This is a genomic window from Pleomorphovibrio marinus (assembly GCF_003347495.1).
Taxonomy (GTDB): domain Bacteria; phylum Bacteroidota; class Bacteroidia; order Cytophagales; family Cyclobacteriaceae; genus Pleomorphovibrio; species Pleomorphovibrio marinus.
In genome coordinates this window covers 208,414-232,900 of the sequence record NZ_QCXY01000003.1, presented here as the reverse complement: position 1 = coordinate 232,900, position 24,487 = coordinate 208,414, and the positions used below count along the sequence as shown (strand labels likewise).

Below are 24,487 nucleotides of genomic sequence, written 5' to 3'. Positions count from 1 at the left end.
TATTATATCATTGGATCCTATCAGTTGGGTAAGGTTGGAAAAACCCCTAGCACATTATAGTCTTGGATGTTTCTGGATCGCTTCAATTCACCCATCACATCTTCCAAGGCAGGAATTACTGGCTGCGCATCCGCTTCATAGATTAGGTGTATTTTTGACATAAGAGTTTATTTTTCAATTTGTTAGCTCTTATGTTTAAATATAGCCAATTCTTGTGGCTCAAACAAACGCAAATCTTTCCCTAGCGTAAAGGATGCAGTTGGATAAATCGAATTTGATCACCAGTTCTATGCAGGGCTGGCAGCGATTTAACTGAGGCAGTGGAATCCGTCTCCTTGGTTTATGAAGACCATGACAATAGCTTAGCTCCAGCCAAACAACCGTGCGGCGGTGCCACCAAGTATCTCAGCCTTTTCCCGGGATGAGAGGTGCGAAAGGTATCCCAACAAATCCTCCCGGTAACTGCGGTAGGAGTTTGGCGTCGCCCCTGCATTGAAGCCACCCCCATAGATCATTCGGTCTGCACCCCAGGCATCAGTTAATTGCCGGATGACCGGCCCAATCTTACGGTGCGGATAACTGTCCTGGGAAGGGATTGCGGCAAGCTTCATCACCGTATTGGGTAAGTCGGCCCATTTTATAACCTTTTCATGTTCCTCAGGGGTTCCCTGAAATGGACGCCCTAGATGGTCGATGATCACGGTGGTGTCGGAGAATTCCTTAATGTAGGGCTCGAAGCCAGGAGCGTAGCGGGGTTCAAAATGCAACTGCACAGCCACCCCGGCATCGGCTACGCTACGCCACCATTGATGAAGTTCCGGCTTCCCAAAAGGGGGCAGACGATCAGCGGCATAAGCATGTACCCTGGACGCGACAATCTGCCCTTCTCGCTCTTTCAAAAATGAGGGCATGGCTGCCAGCGACTCAGGTCTATCGGCGAAAAAGAGGCAAGTCCCCTTCAACCGGCCCCCACCGACTTCCAAACAATGGTCTAAATAGCGGTGGTCGTCCTGGTAGGGTTCCGGGTGTACCACAATGGCGTATTTGACCCCAGCCCCATTCATGCACTTCAGCAGGTGTTCCGGGGTGGCAGCGGAAGTTGGCTCATAAGGGGCTCGGGGATGATAAGGGAACTCTTGACTGTCAGGTCCGTCAAAACAGTGTAAATGGGAATCTACGATGGGCGTTTCTTTGGTAGCACCTACTGTCCCCACACTAGAGGTGAACGCTAGGCTAGCAATAGAACTACCAAGGATCCCCAGGCAGGCGCGCCGGTCGATTCCATTTATCATTTGGCTCGGTTTAATTGGGTTATGTAGCATTTAGAAATAGGGGGGTGTGGGAGTTTTTAGTTTTTTACATCGGTAGAAAACTTTTTTACAAATCGATATTCCAACTTCTTAAAGATAGAAATTTCTCAATTTCCAAGCAAAATGGGAGTGCAAAGGCTATAAACTTTGGAAAAGGATCTAGGCCTTTGCCAAAGACTGAAGTCATGATTGTAGAAATTAAACCCCAAAGCTATTCCCTTATCCAAAAGCTAGGAAAACTAAGGAATGGCAATTCCCCCTCATTCAGCTGTCTTTATTCCAGCGTAATGGTTTTTTCCTTATACCCCCCTCTGGTAGATAGCAACTTTACTTTCACCTCCACAGCTTCGTCCGAATTTACCTGAAGCTCAAACAATGCCTCTTTGACCTCCCCCGGCTCCGTGTATCCGGCAAATATGGTTTTGTCATGCAGTTCAGGGGTTACAATTTTCACCTTGGCATCTTCGTGGCCTTTGGTCAGTTCCTTGTCAATTTCCAGCATCACGCGGTCTTCTTGCACAATTTTTACCCGCTTGGCCTGTTCCAATGCGACGGGTAGTTTTCCTGAATTTGTCCATTGAATTTTTAAACGGTGCAACTCCCCTTCCTTTTCATGTTGCACATCCAGGAGTTCGACTTGGGGCAGGTCCATGGCCATGGCCAAATTAAAAAGGGACTGGTTTCGGATCCAGCGCTCCAATTGCCAGGGAGGGCCATTCTGGGAGAAAAATTTGGGGTGAAAACCTCCGATTTCCACCTCTCCCAACTGGGGATGGTCAAACTTCTCCCATTCTTTGAAACCTTCGCTGTTGTTTTCTTCGTCGTCCCATCTCAACGCATCGTAGTCGTCGTAGATACCATCCCCATCGTAATCCTTCATGGCTCCGTTGTTCCAGAGCTCATCCCCATACCAGATGGCCCCATAGTAAAAATAGCCAAAGTCCGGGCCGTGCCCAAAGAGGGGCATAGGCTTGAGGGGATCTCCGGTGAGGCGGTTGGTTTTGTACCGGGTCATATAGGTTTCGTACACATCCCCGGCCCAGGGGTACCCGGTTATGCTTTGCCCCAGGCTGTCATAGTGTTCGTACAGCAACCTGTCCTTTTCAAACATGGATTCTTCGGAGGTAGAAGTGGAGGGTGGCCGTAGGTGCATGGGAACGCGGGTATCCAAGGAGTTGACCACTGAAATATTGGGATGGGAAAGCAACCAAAGTACCGTTGACCGGGTTTCGATTTCACTGAGTGGGTGTGTACCGGCTCCGAATTGGGTGAATCCCCTTTCGGTGGCATCGCCTCCCTGATCTGGCCTCCAGTTTTCGGGATAGTTGCGGTGCAAGTCAAGGCCTCCAATGCCGTCCTCGTTGTATTTGCCATCGCCATCATTGTCTATGCCCTCCGTGCATACGAGGTAGTCGCCCTTGCCATCCAATACCCTTTTCATCAATCTTCCAGAATCGTCCCTGGGGTCCAGTACATAATTGGCTTTTTCTTTATCCTCTTCTGTGATTGCTTTTTTCCGCATTTGGTGAATGATGCCATCCCCATTAAGGTCTTCCTCCGGATCCTCATCCATTAATCCATCTTGATCAACGTCATAGGGCCGTACTGTACTTCTGTTTCGTTGTGCAGTGTAGAGGTACATGGTACTGCCGTCCGGGTTGTTTTGGGGCCTGAGGTAGATGGTTTTGGTGTCAATTAATGCAGTAATTTCGGGGTCTTTGCCATAATTTTCCAGCAGGTGTTTGGTGAGCCAGAGCACTGCTTCGCTGGCCGTCACTTCTCCCCCGTGCCTTCCTCCCTCGAAATAGGCTGCCGATTTGTCCGTGTGTTTTCCGGTTGATTTATTGGTAAGGGTCACCTGCAGGATGGGCCTTCCTTCATAGGAGGTGGCTACTTGGTACAGATCCACGATTTCGGGGTATTGCTCCGACCACTTTTGGTACCAGTGATACATCACCTCAGGGGTGTGGTAAATGTCAAAGGTTAGGGTTTCTCCCGGTTCATATTCCACTTCCGGGAATTGATGCTTTTTAAAAAAGGAGATTCCGTGCCGTTCCCCTTTTACGGTGTAGAAGAGTTGGCTGGTATCCTTCTCTGGCCAAGCCTTTTCGTCAAGCCTTGGGTACTCTTGGGAGAAAAGCTGAAAGGAAACCAGAATTGGAAGAAATAGAAAGAGTTGGTAGTTCATATGTGGTAGTAGTGGTGGATAATGGATTTGATTTGGACTGGCAAACTATTAAAAATTTGTTATCCATCTTTGTTTTTTTTTGAGATTTGAAAGAATGGGGGGGGTAAAGTCCCTGGCATTTAGGTAGGGAAGACTGGGAATTAACGATGTTCATATTAGCTAGAAACCCCTTTTAACCATCTTCATCCTACCTTTTTATGCAGGGTATGGTGTACAGCTACGACCGCTTCACCAGATAGTCCGGGCGAGAATCCTGAGTACCTTTGAGTAGAACGGGCTATCAAGAAACAACCCCAATCACAAATATGATGCGGACTACAGCTACGATGCTAATGAGGATTTTTCGGTTTATGGGGCATTAGAATAAAGTAAAGGTTATTTTGTTTATACTTTAGGATTTCACAAAAGCCTGTTAAGTCTTAAAATTCTGGTTGTAGTTTTCAATGCCGTTTAACGAAAGGTTTTGGTGCCCTCGTCCATTTTTTGAAATAAAAACCGTTAACTTTATGGAACATATAAATTGATAAGAATGGATATCCAAACAATTAAAGTCGACCTTATACGCTGGCTCACGGAGCTACAGGACCGGACAATCCTGGAACAGCTGCAGGCTTTCAAACACCGACAGGAGGAAGGGTTAAGTGAGACCCACAAAGCACTGTTGGATGAGCGGATAGCTTCCTATGAAAAAGACCCTGGCAAAGCGTTGGACTGGGATGACGTGATGAAAGAGCTTGAAAAGGATCTATGAGCTATAGGATAAAGCTGCTACCGGAAGCCCGTTTGGACATCAAGGAAATCATGGAATGGTACAATGAAGAAAAGCTGGGATTGGGTAGGCGGTTTTATGAATCTTTGAAATCAAGACTTGTTTATATCCGGAAGTATCCGCTGCATTGTCAGGTTAGCTACCGGGATGTAAGAAACATTTTGGTGGACAGCTTCCCCTACCAGGTCCATTACAGGATAGAGGAACCGGACAGATTGATTGTTGTTTTTGCCGTCACGCACACCAGCAGGGACCCAAGGGTCTGGAAAAACAAGAGATGACCCCCTCGCTCCCATAGACTCCCTCGTCCGATGCCCCTACCCTCGGGATCACGGATCCGCTTTTTTCCGTCTATTCCGTTTGACCTGAATGTCGGAGATAAAGGTCAGGCTCATATTCCAATCTTAGATTAAAGTTTATGGAATACAAAATACTAGGGCTTCCCTTTAAAAGGGAAGAGTTTAATATAAGCGATACTTATCGAGGAATTTGCAGAAATGAAATCCCTGAATCTAAATTCAAGGAAGAGTCCAAAATTGATTTTTTAGAAAACTTGTATGTGTCACTCCTTTCATCCGATAGTAAACAGATGCCAGTATCTGACATGCTCGAAATAACCAGTGTTTTCACAAAATTGTCAACTGAACCTTTTGAGCTAATACTTATAAAAAGTACATTAGAAGATATACCTGAAAATATATTGTTTGATAGCCTTGGTTATGAGGTTATCGCAAGCAATGAGTCTTCAATGATTCATTATTGGTTAAGAAACAAAGGTGGAGGTTTCGAAAGATTATACGAAACATACATAAAAAAACTCAATAATAATTATTTGTTTTCATGTGTTGAAGATGCCCAATCTTTTATCAAAGAAATAAGACAATATACCCATATCATATCTTCACCATCATCAAATTTTAAAATTGATTTTGAAATAGTTGAAATAATTCAAGTTAAAGGGATTAGTGTTGATTACATTTAGCTTTACAACGTTTGAGTATAATCAAAATCTATATCGGAAGTTGAAAGCATCGGGTAGCAGGGTTGTTTTTCATGACATAATAATATAAACCTCCCTAATAGCGATGCGCGAGTTGGTTAAGGATAAGGTGTTATCCATGTCAGTCTCCTTAAACTTGGATAACACCAGAAAACGGGATTGAGTGATATTTTCCCCACATCCGTCCTTCCGGATCGGTAAAGAAAACAGAGGATGCAATGGCGTACGGTCACGTAGCTCCACCGGATAGTCCGAGCCAGGAGCCTGAGTACCTTTGACCAGAACGGGCTATCGAGAAACAACCCCGACGACAACTATGATGCGGACTATAGCTACGACGATAACGAAAATTTGTTAGCTTTACAAAGACGAAGGGAGAACACGTCTCTCCAGGATGATTTGACATACAGCTACTACGAAGAGAGCAACAAACTCAAGAACGTAGATGGTTCAGCTACAGAAAACTATACCTAGGATGAGATTGAGGGCCGAGCGTTAAAAAACAGTCCGGTGGACTGTTTTAGCGAGGAGCCAGGCCGTGCGGGAGAGTCAGTGATATAGAGGAAGGTATTACCAATATTGAATGGACACCGTACGGAAAAGTCAGGAAGGTTGTCAAAGACGATAATATCGAGGTTAGCTTCCGCTATGATGCCTCTGAAGACCGACCGTAAAGAAACAGTCCTGTGGACTGTTTTAGGGAGGGGCCAGGCTGCAGGGGAGGGGATAGCAAAGATTACAGGTAGTGTACAACTATCTATGTAAGGGATGCTAGCGGTAACGTTATGGCTGTTTATAAAGACAACGAGTTAAAGGAGCAGTCGATCTACGGTAGTTCCCGACTCGGCCTTGTTAACTATGCCTCTCAGACTGGCTATTTTAAGTTAAAACATGACTTATTTTCCAGATATTTTTACAATTGGATATAATTCGTATGACAAGAGCCGTATGAAGCGAGAGTTTCACGTACGGTTCTGTGAGAGGCTTGGGGTGAAATTCCGCTTGCCTACTTGACTATCCACTACATCCTAATATTCCTACGCTCCCTGGAAGTTGTAATCCTCTTTATGCCATTTGCAATGGTTTGCAAAAGAACCTCTTAGAAAACAATTGTCCAAAGTTTGAACGCTGTCTGGCTGAGGTTTAAAAAAGGCATCAAAACCATCCATTCCTTTGTCCATTGATCTCCCTGTATTCATTTGTAATTTCTGTGCGGATATCCTATTTTTAGCTATGGGAGAGGCTTACCAAATCAGAGATCAGGAGATGCCTGTTTTTTTAACATTCAAAGTGGTTGGATGAACTTAAAGTTGGATAGTCCATATTTCTGCCGGCTACAAATATCCAAGTACAACGAAAAAGTAAAAGCAAGCGAATGTAGAAGCCCTGAAATTGCCATGCCATCACCCTATCAGACAAAAATATACCTTTAGAATTTTAATCAGCAATTATGGGCAAAGGGCAATCTCTCTTACCAGAGGAAGTAATTACCAGTAAAATATATATGGTAAGAGGCCACAAAGTAATGCTTGACAGAGACCTGGCAGAGCTTTACGGAGTAGAGACTAAACGGTTAAAGGAAGCGGTAAGGCGCAATATCAGCAGGTTCCCGGAAGATTTTATGTTTGAAATGACCAAGGAGGAACTCGAAAATTGGAGGACGCAATTTGCGTCCTCCAAAGGAGACCTTCAGGGGCTCCGCTATGTGCCATTTTGTTTTACAGAGCAAGGGGTAACTATGTTATCCTGTGTATTGAACAGTGAAACCGCAATCCAGGTAAATATCCAGATCATCCGTGTGTTTACAAAAATACGCGAAATGCTCCAGAACAATAAAGACATATTATTAAAGCTTGAACAACTGGAAAAAAACCTGTTAAAGCAAGATCATCGTCAGGACAAACAAGAAGAAGACATACAGCTCATCTTCCAGTACCTAAAACAGCTTTTAAACCCTGCGGTAGAGCCCCGGGATCAAATAGGTTTTAAGCCCGGCAACAAGAAACAGTCTTGATGATATTACACTATCTTGGAGGCTGTGTATTGGGAAACAAAAACGTTCTTTAAAGTTGTGAAGGGAAGCTTGAAAAACACCTGAAAATGTTGTGCAGACGCCTACCGTTACGGGTTCCAGGGACAGGAGATGGATGATGAGATTAAGGATAGGAGAAACTCATACAACTATACATTTATGATGTATGACCCTAGGTTGGGTAGGTCACGAAAACCGATCTGTGGATTAATCTTTCGGCCAATCGGAGCAAGACCCCACAAAGGTTCACATTTCCCACTACACCCTAATATTCCTAACCTCCCTCGAAGTCATAATCCTTTTTATTTGTTCATCAAAAAGAAATGAAGTAGACTGGTGGGACGGAATCAGTGCGGAAGAGCGGACCGAAATAGAAGAGGGCCTTGCCCAGGCGGACAGGGGTGAGGTGGTCCCCTATAAGGAGGCCATGCAGAAGTATAAGAAATGGCTCTAGAAATCGTTTGGACCAGGCGTGCCCAAACAGGTTACGCCAGGGTTATCGAGTACTTGGAAACCCATTTTACAGAAAAGGAAATCCGGGACTTTGTCCGTCAGTCCCATGAATTTTTTGAGTTGCTCGGCAAGTATACCGAAATGTTGGCGGGCACGAAAAAGTAAAAACATGTCCACCACAGAGGGCCGATCAACAGGCACACCATTTTAACCTACCGTATCAGGCCGCGGAAGGGGCAAATAGAACTGATCAACATCTGTTCTTCCAGGCAGAGGACACTGAAACGGCAATAACTGTATAAATAATCCCTCAAGGATCAAAGGCTTCGAAACGAAGTCCGGGGGCGATTTCGAAAGATGGTAGGGGGGCGACAGACCGACTACCTAATTCAGACCACTTTCGGATGGAGCTGGTAATGGATATTTACCGATCCAATCACTTCTTCACTACATTCACATCCGTAAACCACAACACTTTTTCCCCCTCCTCATTTTTATGGTCCATGGCTATTTTGATCCCGTCGAACTCCTTTTCATTTTCCCAGGTCATTGCCCTTCCTTCCGGCCCGTCTCCTCGTCTAAACACCCACTCCTTAATCATATAGTCCTCATCGATGTAGAGGTCATAGGCATCGCCGGGGGTGTAGCCGTCCTCTTCATTGTAGCGGATGATCAGTTTGGTGGTGGGAATCCCTTGAATGGGGCTGGATTGATCCGCAACCTCCTCGTAGCTATACCCTGTATCCCAAACCAACTGGAAAGGGAAGATCAACCAATATTTATCATTGATGAACTTTTGGTCCAGGCTATTGTGAGCCTCTGTTTTTTCTGTCAGAATGTAAGTAGCAGTGGTATCAGGCCCTGCATAGGCAACCTCCCCTTTTTCCAGGTTCCATTTCCAGTTTCGGCTTAGAACCGTCACACTGTCCCGCCGTACGTTCCAAGTATAGGCCATTTCTCGTACATCTTCCATTTTTTCAATACCATATGCCTTAGCCACTTTGTGGGGAAGGCTGTCATTTAGGGATGAACCAGGTTGCTCGCAGCTCATGAAAAGTAGCAGCGGAAGTAGGATAATAAGGTTGTTCTTCTTCATTATAGGAGAGTGGTTTGGTAAAGGTTATTCACTAGTTTGATTGCGTTTTTTATGTGAGTGTCCGAAAGTGTAATGATTCCGCAGCACATCTTCACCGAAATCATTGCTGAGATCCCTCACCACTGTATGTACATGGTTGGCATTGTTTTGTACGTTGTCGTATTCGATAAGTAAGGAAGGACATTGTATGCGGTAATAATGGGGTTCACCGATGGCATTTTTTGTGCTCCCGGCCCATGCAAAATGTAAACTCTCGTATCCGTCTTGCTTTATCTTTTCCCACATATTATTCTCTATTTCCTTTGAGTAATTTGCTAGATAAACTCCCAGCAGCTCCAATAGTTTCCGCTGTTGATCAGGGCTAAGCTGGGTATAGGATATTCCCTTGGGGCTGAGCAAGGAGACCTTACGGTCATTTCCGGTGATGATGTCATACGGTGCCTTGTCATCATAAATGGCCAGTTCCAATTGACCTTTGTCCAAGGAATGAAGGAGTTCGAAACCTCCATTGGTCTCTTTTACCAATACCTGCATACCGGTATGTAAATCCACATGACCTGGGACAATTGCGGGGTTACTTCCCAAAAACGTGGGCGTGGAGGAAATGATTTTATTATTTGCAGAGGAAAAATTCAAGGAAACGTGATGTCCTTCCAGCCTCCATCCCCAAGGTTTGTCGCTTGATGGATCCCCGAATATTGAAAAATAATAGTTTTCAGGATCTCTGTACCTGTCGTTGGCCGGTCGGTCTTCCACAACCCGCAACACCTTTTCCAGCTCAAATATGGCCTCCGTTTTTTCTACACCAGGATCACCCATGGAAGCTTTTAATAAGCGAAGAGCCGCTTTACGCTGCTTTTCATTAAAATCATGAAAGTTGGCGCCTTTCCTATCTCTGGGAATAAAATGCCAATTGAAGCGCTCTGAATGATCGAAAGGAAAAGTAGCTTTTTCCTTAATTTCAGAAGACAGGGAATTTAGAAACTCCCCGGCCCGTTGGGATAAGTCCTGCCCTAGTAAGGGAAAGGCAAACAGGAGGCATATGCTCCATAAAATACAGTGTTGCTTCATGGCTATCTGGATTTTCGGGGTGTTAATTGCTTTTATTCCAATAGATCTTAAGGTTATTGGTTTCCCTACCTGCCGCAATGATGTCCGGCTTTCCATCCCCATCTAAATCTGCCACTTTCAAGTCCTCACAGGCCATGCCGTTTTCGTCTATCCATACTTTTTCCCAATTTCCATCACCTTGGGGACTATATAGCTGAACGCCAAGTTCGCCGGCATCATTGGGGTCCCTCCAGCCTACCACAATTTGATCAGTCCCCTGCTCCAATAGGTCCGCTGTGGCTAAACCATGTCCCTGCTTAAGTTGGTCGGAGAGCACCTGTCGCTCAAGTTCCCCTTTTGTAAAGTTTTCTCCCTTTGGCATATAGGTGGTCAGCAAGTTGCCGTGAATGGGCTCAATGCCGGTCAAAAATCTTTTCCCAATATTGTTCTTGCCAATTCGGAGTTCTCCAAAACCATGCCCTTCAACTAACCAAGCACCTTGAGGACGGGGCTTCCATTCTCCATTTTGGTAGGTGAGCACTTTTACCCCTTCTTTTCCACCTATGTAAACGGCTTCTCCATTTCCCTCTTCATAGACGTCCAGGTTATGGGTCATGTGCATGGATTGGTCTATAACCATGGTTTTCCAAGGTGTCTCGGGGTTATCTGGCATCTCATAGGCAATAATATTGACCCCATCGCCTTCTCCTCCCTTATTTCCCCTACCGTGCAAAGGAACCATGATAAGGTGATGTTTTTTTCCATCTCCAGTCTTTGCCCAGGCCATTCTATGTACCGTGGGTTCATGTGGCAAAGCAATGGGGGTCCAGAGTTGGGTGGGGTCTTCTGGTCTTTGTAGGTAATGCACGGATCCGGATTTTGCCATGTCGGATGTTTCACCGGGGTTCCATTGGGCACCTACTGCCACTTCCACTTTACCATCTCCCGTGATGTCCCGGGCAGCTATGCACACATTATCATATTCGGTAAGGTCTTTTACCATCACAAACCTTTTCCAGTCACCGTTTCTATACCAAACGAATTCCTTTTTATCCACCAAGAGTATATCGGGTTTCCCATCCCCATCCACATCACCGATGGCAAGTCCATACCCTATGGCTACTTGGTCATCTAGGACCTGTTCTTCGAAAATAGGGTTTTTTGGGGGATCATTTGAGGGTAAAAGAAAGAGAAGAATAAAAAACAAGAATGCATGCATAGTTTCAAGGTTTTTGGGTAGAGGATAAATATAAGCAATTTCGGGCATGGATGGAAATTACTTCAATAAATTGAAGTTTAGAGTTTTCTACAGGCTCTCAATGAGTTTTCGGAGGATGGTCGTCATACCTGGTTCAGCCATGGCAGCAGCTTGGAGAACTTCTGAAATGGTAATTTTCTTAATTTTTCCAGGCGCGCAAAGATCGGTTATCGCCGAAATGGCGAACACAGGAAGGTTCATATGTCTTGCAACGATTACCTCTGGAACCGTACTCATACCTACGGCATCTGCCCCAATTTTTCCTAGGTACTTGTATTCAGCCTTGGTTTCAAGGTTAGGACCCTGTAAGCCTGCATAAACTCCTACAGCCGTGTGGATGTTTTCATCCTTGGCGATGTCAAGGGCTTTCTGTATTAGGAGTTCGTCATAGGGTTCGCTCATGTCGGGAAATCGTGGCCCAAAATCTTCTAAGTTGGCTCCCCTTAAGGGATTTTCTGGGAAGAGGTCAATATGGTCATTGATAATCATACTTTGCCCCACTTTGAAATCGGGATGCAACCCCCCAGCCGCATTGGAAATAAAAAGATGGGAAATCCCCAATTTTTTCATAACCCGAACCGGAAAAGTGACCTCTTTCATATTGTAGCCTTCGTAATAATGAAACCGCCCTTTCATAGCCACGATCTTTTTATTTCCCAAGGTGCCAAAAACCAGGGTGCCTGCATGGGATTCTACTGTAGAAACCGGGAAAAAGGGAATGTCCCTATAATCTACTTCCATGGAAATGGAAATATTAGCCAAGAGGCCTCCCAAACCAGTGCCAAGAATAATTCCTACCTCGGGAGGGAAGGGGATGGCCGCTAAAAGGTGCTGATGGGCAAGGGATATCTTCTCTGAATACGTGTTGAGTTGTTCTTTATTCATTTGCTTATAATTGTCTTTCAGCGGTCACACCTGACTGCCGTCAGATAGGTAGGATTGTTTCTGGAGAATCTCGGATAATATGAAAATAATCCCTCGATTTGTTTCTAGTATCCTTCCCGTAATCATGTCAGAATTTTGAGTAATGACCATACACCTATAAATATGTTCTTTTTGCAGAAACTTAATTGGGGTTACCATTGTATTTATGAAGATATAAAAATCTGAAAACATCCTTCATGATCAAAATTATTATAGGTACAAACCGCATAAATGCCAACTCCGAAAAAATCGCCAATATTTACCAGGAAATATTAAAGTCCCTAGGTGAAACCTCCGAGATCATTAACCTGAATGAGTTGCCGGATGATTTTGTGTTCACCGCACTTTACGAATTCAACGGAAAGAATTTGGACTTCAATGTTATCCACGACCAAGTAAAGACAGGGAAGAAATTTGTGTTTATTGTGCCTGAGTACAATGGTTCCTTTCCTGGAATACTAAAATCCTTTATTGATGGAATGACCTACCCCAATAGCTTTAGGGCCAAAAAATGCGCTTTGGTAGGTCTTTCATCGGGGATAGGGGGTGGGGCTATTGCCATGAGTCACCTTACCGATATTTTTAATTATTTGGGAATGCATGTGCTTGCCTTCAAGCCAAGACTGGCAAAGATCGAGGAAAATATGTCAGAAGACCTGCTCACCAACAGGTTATACCTGGACTTACTGAAGGAACAAGCACAGCTTTTAATTGATTTTTAAGGGTTAGCCTTTCCTTCCCCCTCACTTAATCTGAGGAGGTCAGGCAGGGGATACATGTAATTTTTTTTTGGACACTACTCAGTCCACATTGTCATGGAGAAACCTGTTGTTGCTGATGATTTCGTTCTCGTCGTTCAGGTTAAACTTGGATAGGTTTCTCTCAGAACTGTGAGCTATATCCTGGAGCTTCACGTTCTTCCGCTGGTAGGCAGGGACTTCCAGCTTTTCCTTGAATTCCTCAGGGGTTTGATGGATGGATCGCTTTTGCCTTAATTTCTCAAAGCGTTCGTGTGCCCTTCGCATGGCCTTGGCCTTTATTTCTTCATAATAATCGCTTTGCCCATAGGTTGTTTTTTCTTCTTCTTTCCGTGGATTTTCTTCGGGCTTGTCAAAGAGGGTAAGTACCTTTCTAGGCTCTGGTTTTGGTTCAGGCTTTTCAAAGATAAACTCCTCCTCGGCCTCCTCCTGGGAGGAAGCTGGTACCTCTGGAATTGTTGGTTTTTCAGTTTCAGGAGTATCTTGAGAGATAGTATTGCTTTCCGGCTTTTTTGGAGGATGTACAGTAAAGGTAAAGGTTTGGCCTGCCTTTGCCTCTTCCTCGGGATCCACTTTAGAAGTTTTTCCGGACTCCAGGTCTATCACCTTTTTGGTATCCTCATTTTCCTTTTTGGAAATGATCTCATGTTTTTCGGTAATGGAATCTTCCTCAAATCCCGTTGCAATGACAGTCACCCTGATACCCTTTTTAAGATCTGGGTCAATGCCCTGACCAAAAATCACATCGGCCATGTCCCCGGATCGCTCCTGGATATATTCGGTAATTTCGCTGAGTTCGTCCATGGAGAGTTCCTCTTCCTCTCCCGACATGATGGACAGCAAAATTTTCTGAGCTCCTTTGATATCCACATTGTTGAGAAGGGGAGAGGAGATGGCATTTTCTGCCGCCTTGATGGCTCTTTCCTTTCCTTCTTCTGTGGCAGAGCCCATTACTGCTGCACCAGCATCCTTCATTACTGTTTTCACATCTTCAAAATCCACGTTCACTTCTTGGTGTACGGTAATGATTTCGGCGATGGATTTGGCTGCGGTAGTAAGGATGTTATCGGCCTTTCCGAAGGCTTGCCTTATGGGTAGATTTCCATATATGTCTCTCAATTTGTCATTGAGGATCACCAAGACAGTGTCACAGTTGGCCCTCAAGGTGTCTATTCCGTTCTGTGCAGCAAGCATTTTTTTGCGCCCTTCAAAGACAAAAGGTGCAGTGACAATACCCACGGTAAGGATATCCATGTCCTTGGCGATTTTGGCTATTACCGGAGCTGCACCAGTGCCGGTGCCGCCTCCCATCCCTGCGGTGATAAACACCATCCGGGTATTGTCGGCCAATAGGTCCCTGATTTCCTCCTTGCTTTCTAAGGCGGCATGTTTTCCTTTTTCAGGGTTGGCTCCTGCCCCCAGTCCTTCGGTAAGGGTAGTGCCTATTTGCAGCTTCAGTGGTACTGGGCTGCTTTTTAAAGCTTGGGCATCTGTGTTGACCACAACGAACTCCACGTCTTTGATGCCTTGGTTAAACATATGGTTCACGGCATTGGAACCACCTCCTCCCACACCGATCACTTTGATGATGGATTTGTGGTTTTTAGGGATGTCAAATTGATAATCTTTCATTTTTTCTGACTTTTATTTTCCTCGAATTGGTGAATGTATTTCAATTATTTTGGTGCTATGGAATGGATAGAACTATGGGGATCAGGATTAATAGTGGCCGCTGTCCCCTATATCATCTGTGATAAAATTCTTGAGTTTTCTGGTAATGCTATGGAAAATATCCTTACCAGAATGCTCGATTTTTGGCGATTTGCTTTTGCTGATGCCAGATTGTGACCTTTCCTTTGCACGGTACACATCCTCTCGGTCGTCCAAGGCCTTAAACCCAGCCAACACCAAGCCCACCGTGGTGGCGAACATTGGGCTCTTGATCTCATCCACCTTTGATTTGCCCAAATGCTCGTTCGGGTAACCAATCCTGGTGTCCAACCCTGTCATATATTCAAACAAGGGGCCCACTCCGTGGAGTAAGGATCCACCCCCGGTAAGGACGATCCCTCCGGCCAATTTCTGATAAATGTTGCTGGCAGCAATCTCGGATTGTACCAGTTCCACTATCTCCTCCATCCTTGCTTGAATGATGGATGCCAGGTTTTTTACCGAAATTTCTTTCGGAGGCCTGTTACGAAGTCCGGGAATGGAAACTATCTCATTGGGGTTTGCCTCCTCTGAAATGGCTTTACCAAACTTGGTTTTCAACAATTCAGCTTGATGTTGCATCACCATGCACCCTTCCTTGATGTCAGTGGTGATAATATTCCCACCGAAGGGTATTACCGCGGTGTGTCTGATGATGTTGTCATAAAAGATGGCCACATCCGTGGTGCCACCTCCTATATCTACCAAACAAACTCCTGCTTCCTTGTCCTCATCGCTAAGAACAGAGAGGGAACTGGCCAAGGGCTCAAGAATGAGGTCTGTGGAATGCAAGTTTGCCCGCTTCACGCAGCGGTTTATATTGTTGATAGCGGTGCTTTGGGCAGTAATGATATGAAAATCTGCTTCCAGCCTTGCGCCAGACATGCCAACCGGATCCTTAATGCCCTCTTCATAGTCCACCGTATAATCTTGAGGCATCACATGAATGATTTTGTTCCCGGGAGGCACCACAATATTTTCCATATCATTGGCCAACCTCCTCACATCTTCCACCGTGATCTCATCGTCCTTGGTGTTGCGGATGATGACTCCATGGTGAATGGAGCTCCTGATATGCTGGCCCGCAATTCCCACGATCACCTCCCCAATATCTACACTTGACATTTCCGAAGCGTCGTTTACCGCCTTCTGAATGGCATTTACTGTCTTGTCTATATTGGTAACGATGCCCCTGATTACTCCTTCAGACACCGCCTTGCCCATTCCTAGGACTTCCAGTTTTCCATACTCATTTTTGCGGCCTATAACCGCACAAATTTTCGTGGTGCCAATATCCAAGCCCACAATTAGTTTTTCGTTATCCATAGCTCTGACAATTATTCACAAATGATCTGATCCTTAAATTTTACATTTACCCTTTCATAGGCATTCCAGCCTTTCTGGGGCACAATATTTTGATAGTACAAATTGATTTTATTGAATTTTTCCTCAATTTGATCGGGTTTGCCGAATTCGATAAGTTGTTTGCCTACCTGCTGGTGCATCACAATGTTGCCGTCTCCCAAAATCTCCATACCACTGATTTGGGCATTCCAGAATTTGTGGTTTCGGATATAGGTGAGCAGTTCCAAGAGTTCCCTTTGGGGTTCTCCCAATTCCTCCTTTTCTAGCAATTTCTCTGCCCCTTTGCCCTCTAGCGTAATCACTCTGGAGGTGTAATTACTGCGGGTGGGAAGTATCTTTCCCTCTGTGCTGATATAAGCATCTGCCGCCAAAGACCTTACAACCCTTGCAATGGGGATGTGTTGGGAGGCTTTGACAATTATTTTTCCCTTTAAATCGGTGAATACATCCGCAGATTTCACATAAGGGTGGTTTAATATCTGTTTCTCGATTTCGTGAAGGCTCACACTGTTTAATGGATGACCAGGCTGAAGCTCTGGAAAGGCTTGTTGAATTTTTGCCAACAGGTCCTTTTCTTCCACAAAATAGACCTCACTTACCGCCTCCACATAAATTTCCAGGCCGGCAAAGGGCTTTTGCTCACTCTGGTGTTCGGTAAAACCTATATATACCAAAAACACCAATGCCAAAAGCACGAAAACAATAGATTTTTTGACTTTTCTTCTATTTTCCATTTTTCAACCAATTAGCAATAGGGTTCACCAATCTATCGATATCACCTGCTCCAATAGTGAGCAGTACCTCCGGTTCTGTTTCCTGTAGGTAGGGCAGAAGGGATTCCTTAGACCTCACACATTTTTTGTCACTGGAAATGCCCTCCAGCAGCATTTCTGCATTTACTCCAGGCAAGGGCAATTCCCTGGCGGGGTAAATTTCCAGCAATATCACTTCATCGGCCAAGGATAGGCTTTCGGAAAAGCCTTGGGCAAAATCCCTGGTTCGTGTGAATAAGTGAGGCTGAAATACAGCGGTAATTTTTTTGTCGGGATAAATGGCCCTAACCGAGTTCAGCAGTGCCTTGATTTCTTCGGGGTGATGAGCATAGTCATCGATAAAAACCCGGTTCTTTTCGTTATGTATCACCTCGAAGCGTCGTTTTACCCCTCGGTAACTTGCCAGTCCCTTTCTAATTGCTGCGTCTTCCACCCCAAAGGACAAGGCTACGGTAATGGCTGCAAGTGCGTTTTCTATATTATGGAATCCAGGTATAGGCAAAATAAGGGAAGTCAGGCTCTTCTCCGGATTGACATAGTCAAAGGTGAACCCCAAGATCCCGGGTTGGATGTTTTCTGCCCTAATGGCCTCCTCCTCCAGTCCATAGGCTGTGGTTTTTAAATTTGGAAAATGGGTAGCATCCAGCTTCTGCAAAGCTTTGCTCTGTATAAAAAGCTGTCCTGCTGAGTCCGTAAGTTGTATGAAACTTCTGAAGCCTTCCATAAGATGATCACCATCCCCGTAGATATCCAAATGATCAGGATCTGCACTGGTCACGATGCTGATATTGGGGTGAAGGGTAAGGAAACTTCGGTCAAACTCATCTGCCTCTACCACCACGATGGGGTTTTCTTCCCTTCCCTCATCATGTAAGATGAGGTTGCTCTGATAATTTTGGGTAAGTCCCCCAAGAAATGCGGCTATATTTTTTCCGGCATGTTTCAAGAGGTGGGCTACCATGGATGAGGTAGTGGTTTTTCCATGAGTACCAGCCACAGCTACCGTGTACATACCATCGGTAATCATTCCCAAAACTTCCGACCTTTTTTTGAGCAGGTACCCCTTTTCTAGCAAGTGATTTTTTTGTACTGCATCTTTGGGGATGGCCGGGGTCCAGACCACTAGCCTGTTTTCGGTACTTTTCAAAAATTCCTCAGGAATGGCAGAAACACTATCCTCATAATTGATTTGAATCCCTTCTTCACTTAGGGTTTCCGTAAGTGGGGAAGGGGTTTTGTCATAGCCGTACACGGGCACACCAATATGGTGAAACCAACGCGCGATGGCACTCATTCCGATCCCACCGATGCCAAGAAAATAGACGCTATGTAATTGTTTTAAATTCATGTCATCAGTTTTTCCATTACGTTCACAATGTCTTCCGCTGCTCCGGGCTTGGCCAATTTTCGTATGTTTTGACCCAACACCCTCATGGTTTGGGGATTTGAAAACAGTTCTTCCACTTCCTGCCCCACTTTTTCTATAGCCTCGTTGTCTTTTATCATCTTGGCAGCCCCTTTATCTACAAAGGCCAATGCATTTTTGGTCTGGTGGTCTTCGGCTACATTGGGAGAGGGTATAAAGATGGCGGGTTTTCCTACCAGGCTCAGCTCCGAAACCGAAAGTGCCCCAGCCCTGGATAGAATCAGGTCAGCAGAGGCATAGGCCAAATCCATTTCTTTGATAAACTCCTTCGGATGGATATGCTTTAACTGTGAGGTAGTGACAGCCTGCCTCATTTCATCCGCGTAATACTTGCCGGTTTGCCAAAGGACCTGATACCCTTTCGACTCGAAGAACACCATGTGCTGGAGAATGGCTTGGTTAATGGTTCTTGCGCCAAGGCTTCCTCCCAACACCAAGATCATTGGCCGGCTCAGGTCTAAACCGAAATGCTCTTTGGCATTTTGGCTTTTGCCGCTCAGGTCAATGATGTCGCTTCTTACTGGATTTCCCAGGTACTGGACTTTGTCTTTAGGAAAATACCTTTCCATGTCCGGATAAGCTACACAAATTGCATTTGCTTTTTTTGCCAGCAGTTTGTTGGTAAGCCCTGCATAGGAATTTTGTTCCTGGATAAGGGTGGGTATGCCTTTTTGTTGTGCGGCACGGAGCATGGGGCCGCTTGCATATCCACCAACCCCTAAAGCCAAGTCAGGCGCAAACTCATTGAGGATTTGTTTCGCCTTTCGAAGGCTCTTCCACACTTTGTAAGGAAAGGATAGGTTAGCCAGGGTCAACTTTCTTTGTAAACCCGCTATTGGCAAGCCTTTAATGTCAAACCCGGCTTCTGGTACTTTCTCCATTTCCATCTTCCCTTCGGCTCCCACAAAGAGAATGGCTGAATCAGGGTGCCTTTTTTCCCATGCCTTGGCAATGGCAACAGCAGGGTAAATGTGCCCCCCGGTACCTCCGCCACTGATGATGATGCGATATGTCCTTTTAGTTTGACTCATGCTACTTTTGCCATTCTTTTCATGGAATTCACTTCTGCCGCAAAACCATCTTCGTGGTCTCCCCGGCTGATGCTAAGAATAATCCCCAATGATATTCCTGTGAAAATCAAGGAGGTGCCACCCATACTTAGTAATGGCAGAGGAAGTCCCGTAATGGGGATAAGGCCCACCGCCACGGCCATATTCACCATGGCCTGTATCACCAGTGCAAAGCTGAGCCCCGCAGATAGGAGGCCTCCAAAGGGTCTGGTAGAAATGGCTACCACCCTCATCCCACGATATAGTAGTGCCAGATACAAGAAAAGTACCGTTGCACCACCAATTAGGCCATATTCCTCAATAATTATGGCATAAATAAAGTCCGAATAGGGGTGGGGGAGTACGTTTCTTTGCTCACTTTTGCCTGGTCCTTTACCCGTAATTCCTCCAGTGGCAATAGCAATATAACTGTGCTGGGCCTGATAGGGGATTTCTGTTTGTCCGGCGTTTAGAAACTTGTCTATCCTAGAATGGAATACTCCCCCTCTCTGACCAATCATTATAGAGGAGGCAAGACCCAAGGTACCTGCTAAAGCAACGGTCATAAGAAACTTCATGGGTACCCGTCCGATAAACATCAGTAGCAAGCAGGTGGACAACAACAACACAGCAGTAGACATGTTGGCTAACCCTATCAGCATGCAAATAATGCTGATCCACAGCATTATGGGCACAAAGGTGGTCATCAAATCCTGGATACTTCGTTGCCTTTTGGCAAGCATTCCTGCAACTGCCGAAATCAGGGCAAGCTTTGCCAGATCGGAAGGCTGAAATGCCTGGTTGATGATGGGGATGGTAAGCCAACGACTAGCTTCATTGATCTTGGAACCATAGATAAAAGTAAAGATGAGCAAGGGAATACTTACCCATAGGGCGAGTAAACTTAATTTGGCAAAATATTTATAGGGTACGTTATGTATCCCCCACATTACCACCAAACTAACCATTACCAACATCCCATGTTTGATCAGGTAGGCTTCAGTATTTCCCCCCATCATACGGTAGGCCAAAGATCCAGTGGCAGAATATACCACCACCACACTAATAAGAGACAAAAGGATTACGATGCCCCAAATGATTGGGTCTCCTTTTAGATTTTCCTCCAGCCAAATTTTCGTCTTGTTCATCCCTCAGTATTTTCAGTTAATGCCAATACAGCAGCCTTGAACTGCTCTCCACGATCTTCATAATTCTTAAATAAGTCAAAACTGGCACATGCAGGAGAAAGCAATACAATATCTCCCGGGTTGCTCTTGTTTTGTGCCCAAGCTACAGCTTGTACCACCTCAGTAGTTTCCAGGATTTCGGGGATTACTCCTGAAAAGGAATCCTTAAGCTTTTGGTTATTCTTACCCAGACAAATCAAGGTGTGTACCCTTCCCTGAACCATGGGCTTAATGGGTTCATAGTCATTGCCCTTATCCACTCCTCCGGCAATCCAGACCATAGGGGAGGAGTAAGCCTGAAGGGCAAAGGCAGTAGCATCCACGTTGGTGCCTTTACTGTCGTTGATATAGGAAACACCATCTACCTCCAGTACCAACTCCATTCTGTGGGCTGCGTTTTTAAAGGTTTTAAGTCCTTTTCTTATACCTTCCACCTCGGCTCCGGCCAACAAGGCCGCTTTGATGGCACAAAGGCTGTTGATGTAGTTATGGTCCCCTTTTAAGACAATTTCCTCAATGGGGAACTGTAAGGTGTGATTCCCAGCTTTTACGTTTAGTTTGTCGGAAGATAGGTAATCCGAAGATTCGGTTTGCTGCAGGGATACAGGGTGTACCTGCATGCTGCTTTCCATATTTTCCACTTGTTGTTGGACCAAGGGACTTCCCTGGAAGTAGATAAAATGGTCTTTTTGGTCCATTTGGTCCAGCAGTCTGAATTTAGTCCGTGCGTATTCTTTTATCTTGTAATTATACCTGTCCAAATGATCAGGCGTGATGTTCAGGATGATGGCGATTTTGGGCTTTATAGTGCGAAATCCCTCGATTTGGAAGCTGCTCACCTCTACCACCCACCAGTCGTGGTCTTCGTTTACCAATTGACCAGCCCAGCTCTTACCCACATTGCCTGCCAGTCCCACATCCAAACCTGCACTCTTCAATAAATGGTAAGTCAGTAAGGTGGTGGTGGTTTTTCCATTGGTGCCGGTAATGGCAATCATCTTTCCTTTACTGAAGGTAAAGCCAAACTCCAATTCATCCTCCACAGGAATTCCTCTTTTCAGTAAGGCTTGAACCAAGGGTAAGCCAAAAGGTATACCGGGGCTTTTGATTACCATGTGAGCGGCATATAGTTTCTCGGGGGAATGTCCTCCTTCCTCAAAGTCAATTCCGCTTTCCAGCAGCATTTCTCTGCGGGGTTGGCCTAATTCTGCGGCATCTGACACAAATACCTCAAATCCTTTTGCACGCGCCAAAAGCGCTGCTCCCACACCGCTTTCTCCCGCTCCCAATATGACTATCTTCTTCATGCTATCGGAGTTTTAAGGTGGCTAATGCAAGAATGGCAAACAAGATCCCCACAATCCAGAACCTGACGGTGATTTTAGCTTCCGGAATATTCTTTTTTTGGTAATGGTGATGCAATGGAGACATCAAAAAGATCCTTCGACCCTCGCCGTACTTCCTTTTGGTGTATTTAAAATAGCTCACCTGAAATATTACGGAAAGCAACTCTATTACAAAAACCCCACAGAGTAGGGGCAACAACAACTCTTTTCTTAGTGTTAGTGATAGGACCGCGATAACTCCTCCAATCATCAGGCTCCCTGTGTCCCCCATGAAAACCTGTGCAGGATAAGCGTTGTACCAAAGGAAACCCACGCAAGCTCCGACAAATGCCGCACAGAAAATCACCAATTCCCCGGAATTGGGGATAAACATCACATTCAGGTATTGGGAAAATATGGCATTGCCACTGATATAGGCATAGATGGCAATGGTGAGGCCAATAATGGCGGAAGTTCCAGCAGCCAAGCCATCTATACCGTCTGTGATATTGGCCCCATTGGATACCCCAGTCACGATAAAGATAACCAGTCCAATGAAAAGGATAGGGGTGAGAAAATCGCCGAAAAAGCCGAAAATGACATCATACCTTAATTCGTTGTTTTTCACAAATGGAATAGTGGTTTTCAGGGACTTGGCATCCCGGAAAGGGGTCGTTTCTATCACCCCCTCCTCCACAGACACGGGGGTTTGGAATTCCCTTACCACTACATCCTCATGAAAATAGAGGGTGGTACCCACGACTATTCCTATAACCACCTGCCCCACGATCTTGAATTTTCCTGCAAGACCTTCCTTGTTTTTGCGAAACACTTTGATGAAGTCATCTAAAAAGCCAATGCCACCCAACCACAGGGTGGTTGCAAGCAGAAGGATGATGTAAATATTGTAAACATCGGCAAAAAGGAAGGTAGGTATCACTATAGCGGCCATGATCATCAGCCCTCCCATAGTGGGAGTCCCTTTCTTTTCCAACTGCCCTTGTAGCCCTAGCTCCCTTACCGTTTCCCCGATTTGTTTTTTTCTGATCCAATTTATGATCGATTTTCCAAAAGTAATGGTAATGATTAGGGAAAATAATGCTGCCATTCCAGCCCTAAAGGAAATGTACCTGAATACTCCTGCACCTGGCAAATCAAAAACACGGTCTATGTATTCAAAAAGATGGTATAACATTAGGTAGAGTGTATAAGTTTAAGCATTTCAGTAACAATTTTCTTGTCATCGAAAGGGTGTTTTACCCCCTTGATTTCCTGGTAAGTCTCATGTCCCTTACCTGCGATAAGTAGGATGTCCCCTTTCTTGGCCATTGCGCAGGCGGCCTTGATGGCTTCCTTCCGGTCTGCTATGGTCAAAGTCCTTCTCAGTTCCACAGGATTAATTCCGGCTTCCATGTCCTTGAGGATGTCCAAGGGGTCTTCGTTTCTGGGATTGTCAGAGGTTAAGATGGCCTTATTACTGTATTTAGCCGCTATTTTTGCCATAATTGGCCGTTTTCCTTTGTCCCTGTTGCCACCACAACCCACTAGTGTGATCAACTGCTCTCCACCAGATCTGAGTTTTTGTATGGTCTTCAGCACGTTTTCAAGGGCATCTGGTGTATGGGCATAGTCCACTATGGCCGTAATCCCTTGATAAACCACCTGTTCAAACCTTCCTTGAGCCCCAGGCTGCTGGGAAAGCTGCATCAGTACTTCCTCCTCGTCTTCCCCCATTAATAGGGCAGTTCCCAGCACCCCAAGCAGGTTATAGGCATTGAATTCTCCAATCATCCTGAACCACACGGACTGCTTTTGGATCTCAAGTTCCAGTCCCTGCAGCGTGTTGCTCAATATTTTTCCTTTGAAGTCTGCCGGGTATCTAAGAGCATAGGTGTGCTTTTCTGCCTTTGTGTTCTGGAGCATAATCTTTCCCCTCTTGTCATCTGCATTTACCAAAGCAAAAGAGCCGGAAGGCAGCTCATCGAAGAGTTTCTTTTTGGCACTAATATAATTGTCAAAGGTCTCATGGTAGTCCAAATGGTCATGGCTAATGTTGGTGAATACAGCCCCGGTAAACTTTAGACCGGCAGTTCGCTCTTGCACAATGGCATGCGAACTTGCTTCCATAAAGCAGTGCGTGCACCCTGCTTTCACCATACGGTCCAGGAGCGTATTTAAAGCTATTGCATCAGGGGTAGTATGTGTGGCAGGAAGTACCTCATCACCGATTTTGTTCTCTACGGTGGAGAGCATTCCTGACAGGTAACCCAATTGACCAAACAACTGGTGCAGTAGAGTAACCATTGTAGTTTTGCCATTTGTCCCAGTCACCGCCACCAAGGATAGCTTTTCTGAAGGATGGTCAAAATAATTGGCCGCCATCACTCCCAGGGCTTTGGGGGTATGAGTCACTTTCACATAGGTGACCCCTTCTTTTAGTTTGTCCGGCAAGGTTTGGCAGACAATACTGCTTGCCCCTCTATCCAGAGCTGTCTCAATATAATCATGTCCATCTACCTGAGTACCCGGCACCGCCACAAAGCAGTCCCCGGGCTGGCATTCCCTACTGTCAAAGACAATTTCACGCACAGATGTCTCCATATCTCCTTTTGTGGAGACCAGGGAAACCTTATACAATATGTCTTTGAGCATTTTCATATGTTTATAATTTCTTTTTAGCGGTCATATAGCCTGCCCCTGCCTGCCCCGAACTCGCTTCGGGGAACTCGTTTCGGGGGAATCTCGCAACGATAATCATCCCTCCGTGTGTCCCTTGCGTCATGCATGACTGCCGTCCAGGCAGGCTCGATTTCA

22 protein-coding genes are annotated in these 24,487 nt (G+C 45.4%); 6 read left to right on the top strand and 16 right to left on the bottom strand.

Annotated elements, in window-relative coordinates:
* Window positions 1-20 precede the first annotated feature (20 nt).
* From DB520_RS26590 to DB520_RS10145, 3 genes are all read right to left on the bottom strand, one after another.
* Window positions 21-161 (bottom strand): hypothetical protein, encoded by a 141-nt coding sequence (locus DB520_RS26590; RefSeq protein WP_157972008.1) that lies wholly within the window; start codon window positions 159-161, stop codon window positions 21-23.
* Window positions 162-362: 201 nt separating this feature from the next.
* Window positions 363-1,292 (bottom strand): amidohydrolase family protein, encoded by a 930-nt coding sequence (locus tag DB520_RS10150; RefSeq protein WP_157972007.1) that lies wholly within the window; start codon window positions 1,290-1,292, stop codon window positions 363-365.
* A 292-nt stretch (window positions 1,293-1,584) separates the two neighbouring features.
* Window positions 1,585-3,498, bottom strand: a complete 1,914-nt coding sequence (locus tag DB520_RS10145) for a M14 family metallopeptidase (protein WP_114749608.1) — start codon at window positions 3,496-3,498, stop codon at window positions 1,585-1,587.
* Window positions 3,499-4,027: 529 nt separating this feature from the next.
* On the opposite strand from DB520_RS10145, the gene DB520_RS10140 reads away from it, so the two are divergent.
* The 5 genes from DB520_RS10140 (at window position 4,028) to DB520_RS26585 (ending at window position 7,917) form a co-directional block, all read left to right on the top strand.
* On the top strand, window positions 4,028-4,249 hold the full coding sequence (locus DB520_RS10140; protein ID WP_114749607.1) for an addiction module protein: 222 nt from the start codon (window positions 4,028-4,030) through the stop codon (window positions 4,247-4,249).
* Complete coding sequence (locus DB520_RS10135; RefSeq protein ID WP_114749606.1) at window positions 4,246-4,548, top strand: type II toxin-antitoxin system RelE/ParE family toxin; 303 nt, start codon at window positions 4,246-4,248, stop codon at window positions 4,546-4,548. The genes DB520_RS10140 and DB520_RS10135 overlap by 4 nt, the downstream gene beginning before the upstream one ends.
* Before the next feature lie 137 nt (window positions 4,549-4,685).
* Window positions 4,686-5,249, top strand: coding sequence for a hypothetical protein (locus DB520_RS10130; protein WP_114749605.1), 564 nt, complete (start codon window positions 4,686-4,688; stop codon window positions 5,247-5,249).
* A 1,468-nt stretch (window positions 5,250-6,717) separates the two neighbouring features.
* Window positions 6,718-7,281 carry an ORF6N domain-containing protein gene (locus DB520_RS10125; protein WP_114749604.1) on the top strand — a complete coding sequence of 188 codons (564 nt, stop codon included), beginning with the start codon at window positions 6,718-6,720 and terminating at the stop codon, window positions 7,279-7,281.
* 462 nt (window positions 7,282-7,743) lie between these two features.
* Entirely contained in the window at window positions 7,744-7,917 is a 174-nt protein-coding gene (locus DB520_RS26585) for a hypothetical protein (RefSeq protein WP_157972006.1), read from the top strand.
* Between the two features lie 271 nt (window positions 7,918-8,188).
* Here DB520_RS26585 and DB520_RS10120 read toward each other — a convergent pair whose 3' ends face one another.
* The 4 genes from DB520_RS10120 to DB520_RS10105 all read right to left on the bottom strand — a co-directional run bounded on the left by DB520_RS10120 (window position 8,189) and on the right by DB520_RS10105 (window position 12,041).
* Window positions 8,189-8,848: a hypothetical protein gene (locus DB520_RS10120; RefSeq protein ID WP_114749603.1), complete on the bottom strand. Its 660-nt coding sequence runs from the start codon at window positions 8,846-8,848 to the stop codon at window positions 8,189-8,191.
* Window positions 8,849-8,872: 24 nt separating this feature from the next.
* Window positions 8,873-9,919, bottom strand: a complete 1,047-nt coding sequence (locus tag DB520_RS10115; protein ID WP_114749602.1) for a DUF3500 domain-containing protein — start codon at window positions 9,917-9,919, stop codon at window positions 8,873-8,875.
* Window positions 9,920-9,941: 22 nt separating this feature from the next.
* Entirely contained in the window at window positions 9,942-11,117 is a 1,176-nt protein-coding gene (locus DB520_RS10110) for an FG-GAP repeat domain-containing protein (protein ID WP_114749872.1), read from the bottom strand.
* An 87-nt stretch (window positions 11,118-11,204) separates the two neighbouring features.
* Complete coding sequence (locus DB520_RS10105) at window positions 11,205-12,041, bottom strand: purine-nucleoside phosphorylase (RefSeq protein ID WP_114749601.1); 837 nt, start codon at window positions 12,039-12,041, stop codon at window positions 11,205-11,207.
* 236 nt (window positions 12,042-12,277) lie between these two features.
* Between DB520_RS10105 and DB520_RS10095 the strand changes: the two genes are divergently transcribed.
* Window positions 12,278-12,802 carry an NADPH-dependent FMN reductase gene (locus DB520_RS10095; RefSeq protein WP_114749599.1) on the top strand — a complete coding sequence of 175 codons (525 nt, stop codon included), beginning with the start codon at window positions 12,278-12,280 and terminating at the stop codon, window positions 12,800-12,802.
* Window positions 12,803-12,880: 78 nt separating this feature from the next.
* On the opposite strand, the gene ftsZ is transcribed toward DB520_RS10095, so the two are convergent.
* The 9 genes from ftsZ to DB520_RS10050 form a co-directional block, all read right to left on the bottom strand.
* Window positions 12,881-14,470, bottom strand: a complete 1,590-nt coding sequence (gene ftsZ / locus DB520_RS10090) for a cell division protein FtsZ (RefSeq protein WP_114749598.1) — start codon at window positions 14,468-14,470, stop codon at window positions 12,881-12,883.
* 87 nt (window positions 14,471-14,557) lie between these two features.
* The gene (gene ftsA, locus DB520_RS10085; RefSeq protein WP_114749597.1) at window positions 14,558-15,874 is read right to left on the bottom strand and encodes a cell division protein FtsA; all 1,317 of its coding nucleotides are present in this window, start codon (window positions 15,872-15,874) and stop codon (window positions 14,558-14,560) included.
* Window positions 15,875-15,885: 11 nt separating this feature from the next.
* Window positions 15,886-16,647: a cell division protein FtsQ/DivIB gene (locus tag DB520_RS10080; RefSeq protein ID WP_114749596.1), complete on the bottom strand. Its 762-nt coding sequence runs from the start codon at window positions 16,645-16,647 to the stop codon at window positions 15,886-15,888.
* Window positions 16,637-18,034, bottom strand: a complete 1,398-nt coding sequence (gene murC, locus DB520_RS10075; protein WP_114749595.1) for a UDP-N-acetylmuramate--L-alanine ligase — start codon at window positions 18,032-18,034, stop codon at window positions 16,637-16,639. Before murC ends, DB520_RS10080 begins: the two co-directional genes overlap by 11 nt.
* Window positions 18,031-19,143, bottom strand: coding sequence for an undecaprenyldiphospho-muramoylpentapeptide beta-N-acetylglucosaminyltransferase (gene murG, locus DB520_RS10070; RefSeq protein ID WP_114749594.1), 1,113 nt, complete (start codon window positions 19,141-19,143; stop codon window positions 18,031-18,033). The genes murC and murG overlap by 4 nt, the downstream gene beginning before the upstream one ends.
* Window positions 19,140-20,309 carry an FtsW/RodA/SpoVE family cell cycle protein gene (locus tag DB520_RS10065; protein ID WP_114749593.1) on the bottom strand — a complete coding sequence of 390 codons (1,170 nt, stop codon included), beginning with the start codon at window positions 20,307-20,309 and terminating at the stop codon, window positions 19,140-19,142. The genes murG and DB520_RS10065 overlap by 4 nt, the downstream gene beginning before the upstream one ends.
* Window positions 20,306-21,655, bottom strand: coding sequence for a UDP-N-acetylmuramoyl-L-alanine--D-glutamate ligase (gene murD / locus DB520_RS10060; RefSeq protein WP_114749592.1), 1,350 nt, complete (start codon window positions 21,653-21,655; stop codon window positions 20,306-20,308). The genes DB520_RS10065 and murD overlap by 4 nt, the downstream gene beginning before the upstream one ends.
* Window position 21,656: 1 nt before the next feature.
* Window positions 21,657-22,868 carry a phospho-N-acetylmuramoyl-pentapeptide-transferase gene (gene mraY, locus DB520_RS10055; RefSeq protein WP_114749591.1) on the bottom strand — a complete coding sequence of 404 codons (1,212 nt, stop codon included), beginning with the start codon at window positions 22,866-22,868 and terminating at the stop codon, window positions 21,657-21,659.
* Window positions 22,868-24,331 carry a UDP-N-acetylmuramoyl-L-alanyl-D-glutamate--2,6-diaminopimelate ligase gene (locus DB520_RS10050; RefSeq protein WP_114749590.1) on the bottom strand — a complete coding sequence of 488 codons (1,464 nt, stop codon included), beginning with the start codon at window positions 24,329-24,331 and terminating at the stop codon, window positions 22,868-22,870. The genes mraY and DB520_RS10050 overlap by 1 nt, the downstream gene beginning before the upstream one ends.
* Window positions 24,332-24,487 lie beyond the last annotated feature (156 nt).

Coding starts and splice junctions, on each gene's coding strand:
- DB520_RS10095 (WP_114749599.1), top strand. CDS start 12,278: ATGATCAAAATTATTATAGGTACAAACCGCATAAATGCCAACTCCGAA.
- DB520_RS10065 (WP_114749593.1), bottom strand. CDS start 20,309: ATGAACAAGACGAAAATTTGGCTGGAGGAAAATCTAAAAGGAGACCCA.
- DB520_RS10120 (WP_114749603.1), bottom strand. CDS start 8,848: ATGAAGAAGAACAACCTTATTATCCTACTTCCGCTGCTACTTTTCATG.
- DB520_RS10050 (WP_114749590.1), bottom strand. CDS start 24,331: ATGAAAATGCTCAAAGACATATTGTATAAGGTTTCCCTGGTCTCCACA.
- DB520_RS10080 (WP_114749596.1), bottom strand. CDS start 16,647: ATGGAAAATAGAAGAAAAGTCAAAAAATCTATTGTTTTCGTGCTTTTG.
- murD (WP_114749592.1), bottom strand. CDS start 21,655: ATGAAGAAGATAGTCATATTGGGAGCGGGAGAAAGCGGTGTGGGAGCA.
- murG (WP_114749594.1), bottom strand. CDS start 19,143: ATGAGTCAAACTAAAAGGACATATCGCATCATCATCAGTGGCGGAGGT.
- DB520_RS10140 (WP_114749607.1), top strand. CDS start 4,028: ATGGATATCCAAACAATTAAAGTCGACCTTATACGCTGGCTCACGGAG.
- murC (WP_114749595.1), bottom strand. CDS start 18,034: ATGAATTTAAAACAATTACATAGCGTCTATTTTCTTGGCATCGGTGGG.
- DB520_RS26585 (WP_157972006.1), top strand. CDS start 7,744: ATGGCTCTAGAAATCGTTTGGACCAGGCGTGCCCAAACAGGTTACGCC.
- mraY (WP_114749591.1), bottom strand. CDS start 22,868: ATGTTATACCATCTTTTTGAATACATAGACCGTGTTTTTGATTTGCCA.
- DB520_RS10125 (WP_114749604.1), top strand. CDS start 6,718: ATGGGCAAAGGGCAATCTCTCTTACCAGAGGAAGTAATTACCAGTAAA.
- ftsZ (WP_114749598.1), bottom strand. CDS start 14,470: ATGAAAGATTATCAATTTGACATCCCTAAAAACCACAAATCCATCATC.
- ftsA (WP_114749597.1), bottom strand. CDS start 15,874: ATGGATAACGAAAAACTAATTGTGGGCTTGGATATTGGCACCACGAAA.
- DB520_RS26590 (WP_157972008.1), bottom strand. CDS start 161: ATGTCAAAAATACACCTAATCTATGAAGCGGATGCGCAGCCAGTAATT.
- DB520_RS10145 (WP_114749608.1), bottom strand. CDS start 3,498: ATGAACTACCAACTCTTTCTATTTCTTCCAATTCTGGTTTCCTTTCAG.
- DB520_RS10150 (WP_157972007.1), bottom strand. CDS start 1,292: ATGATAAATGGAATCGACCGGCGCGCCTGCCTGGGGATCCTTGGTAGT.
- DB520_RS10130 (WP_114749605.1), top strand. CDS start 4,686: ATGGAATACAAAATACTAGGGCTTCCCTTTAAAAGGGAAGAGTTTAAT.
- DB520_RS10135 (WP_114749606.1), top strand. CDS start 4,246: ATGAGCTATAGGATAAAGCTGCTACCGGAAGCCCGTTTGGACATCAAG.
- DB520_RS10115 (WP_114749602.1), bottom strand. CDS start 9,919: ATGAAGCAACACTGTATTTTATGGAGCATATGCCTCCTGTTTGCCTTT.
- DB520_RS10105 (WP_114749601.1), bottom strand. CDS start 12,041: ATGAATAAAGAACAACTCAACACGTATTCAGAGAAGATATCCCTTGCC.
- DB520_RS10110 (WP_114749872.1), bottom strand. CDS start 11,117: ATGCATGCATTCTTGTTTTTTATTCTTCTCTTTCTTTTACCCTCAAAT.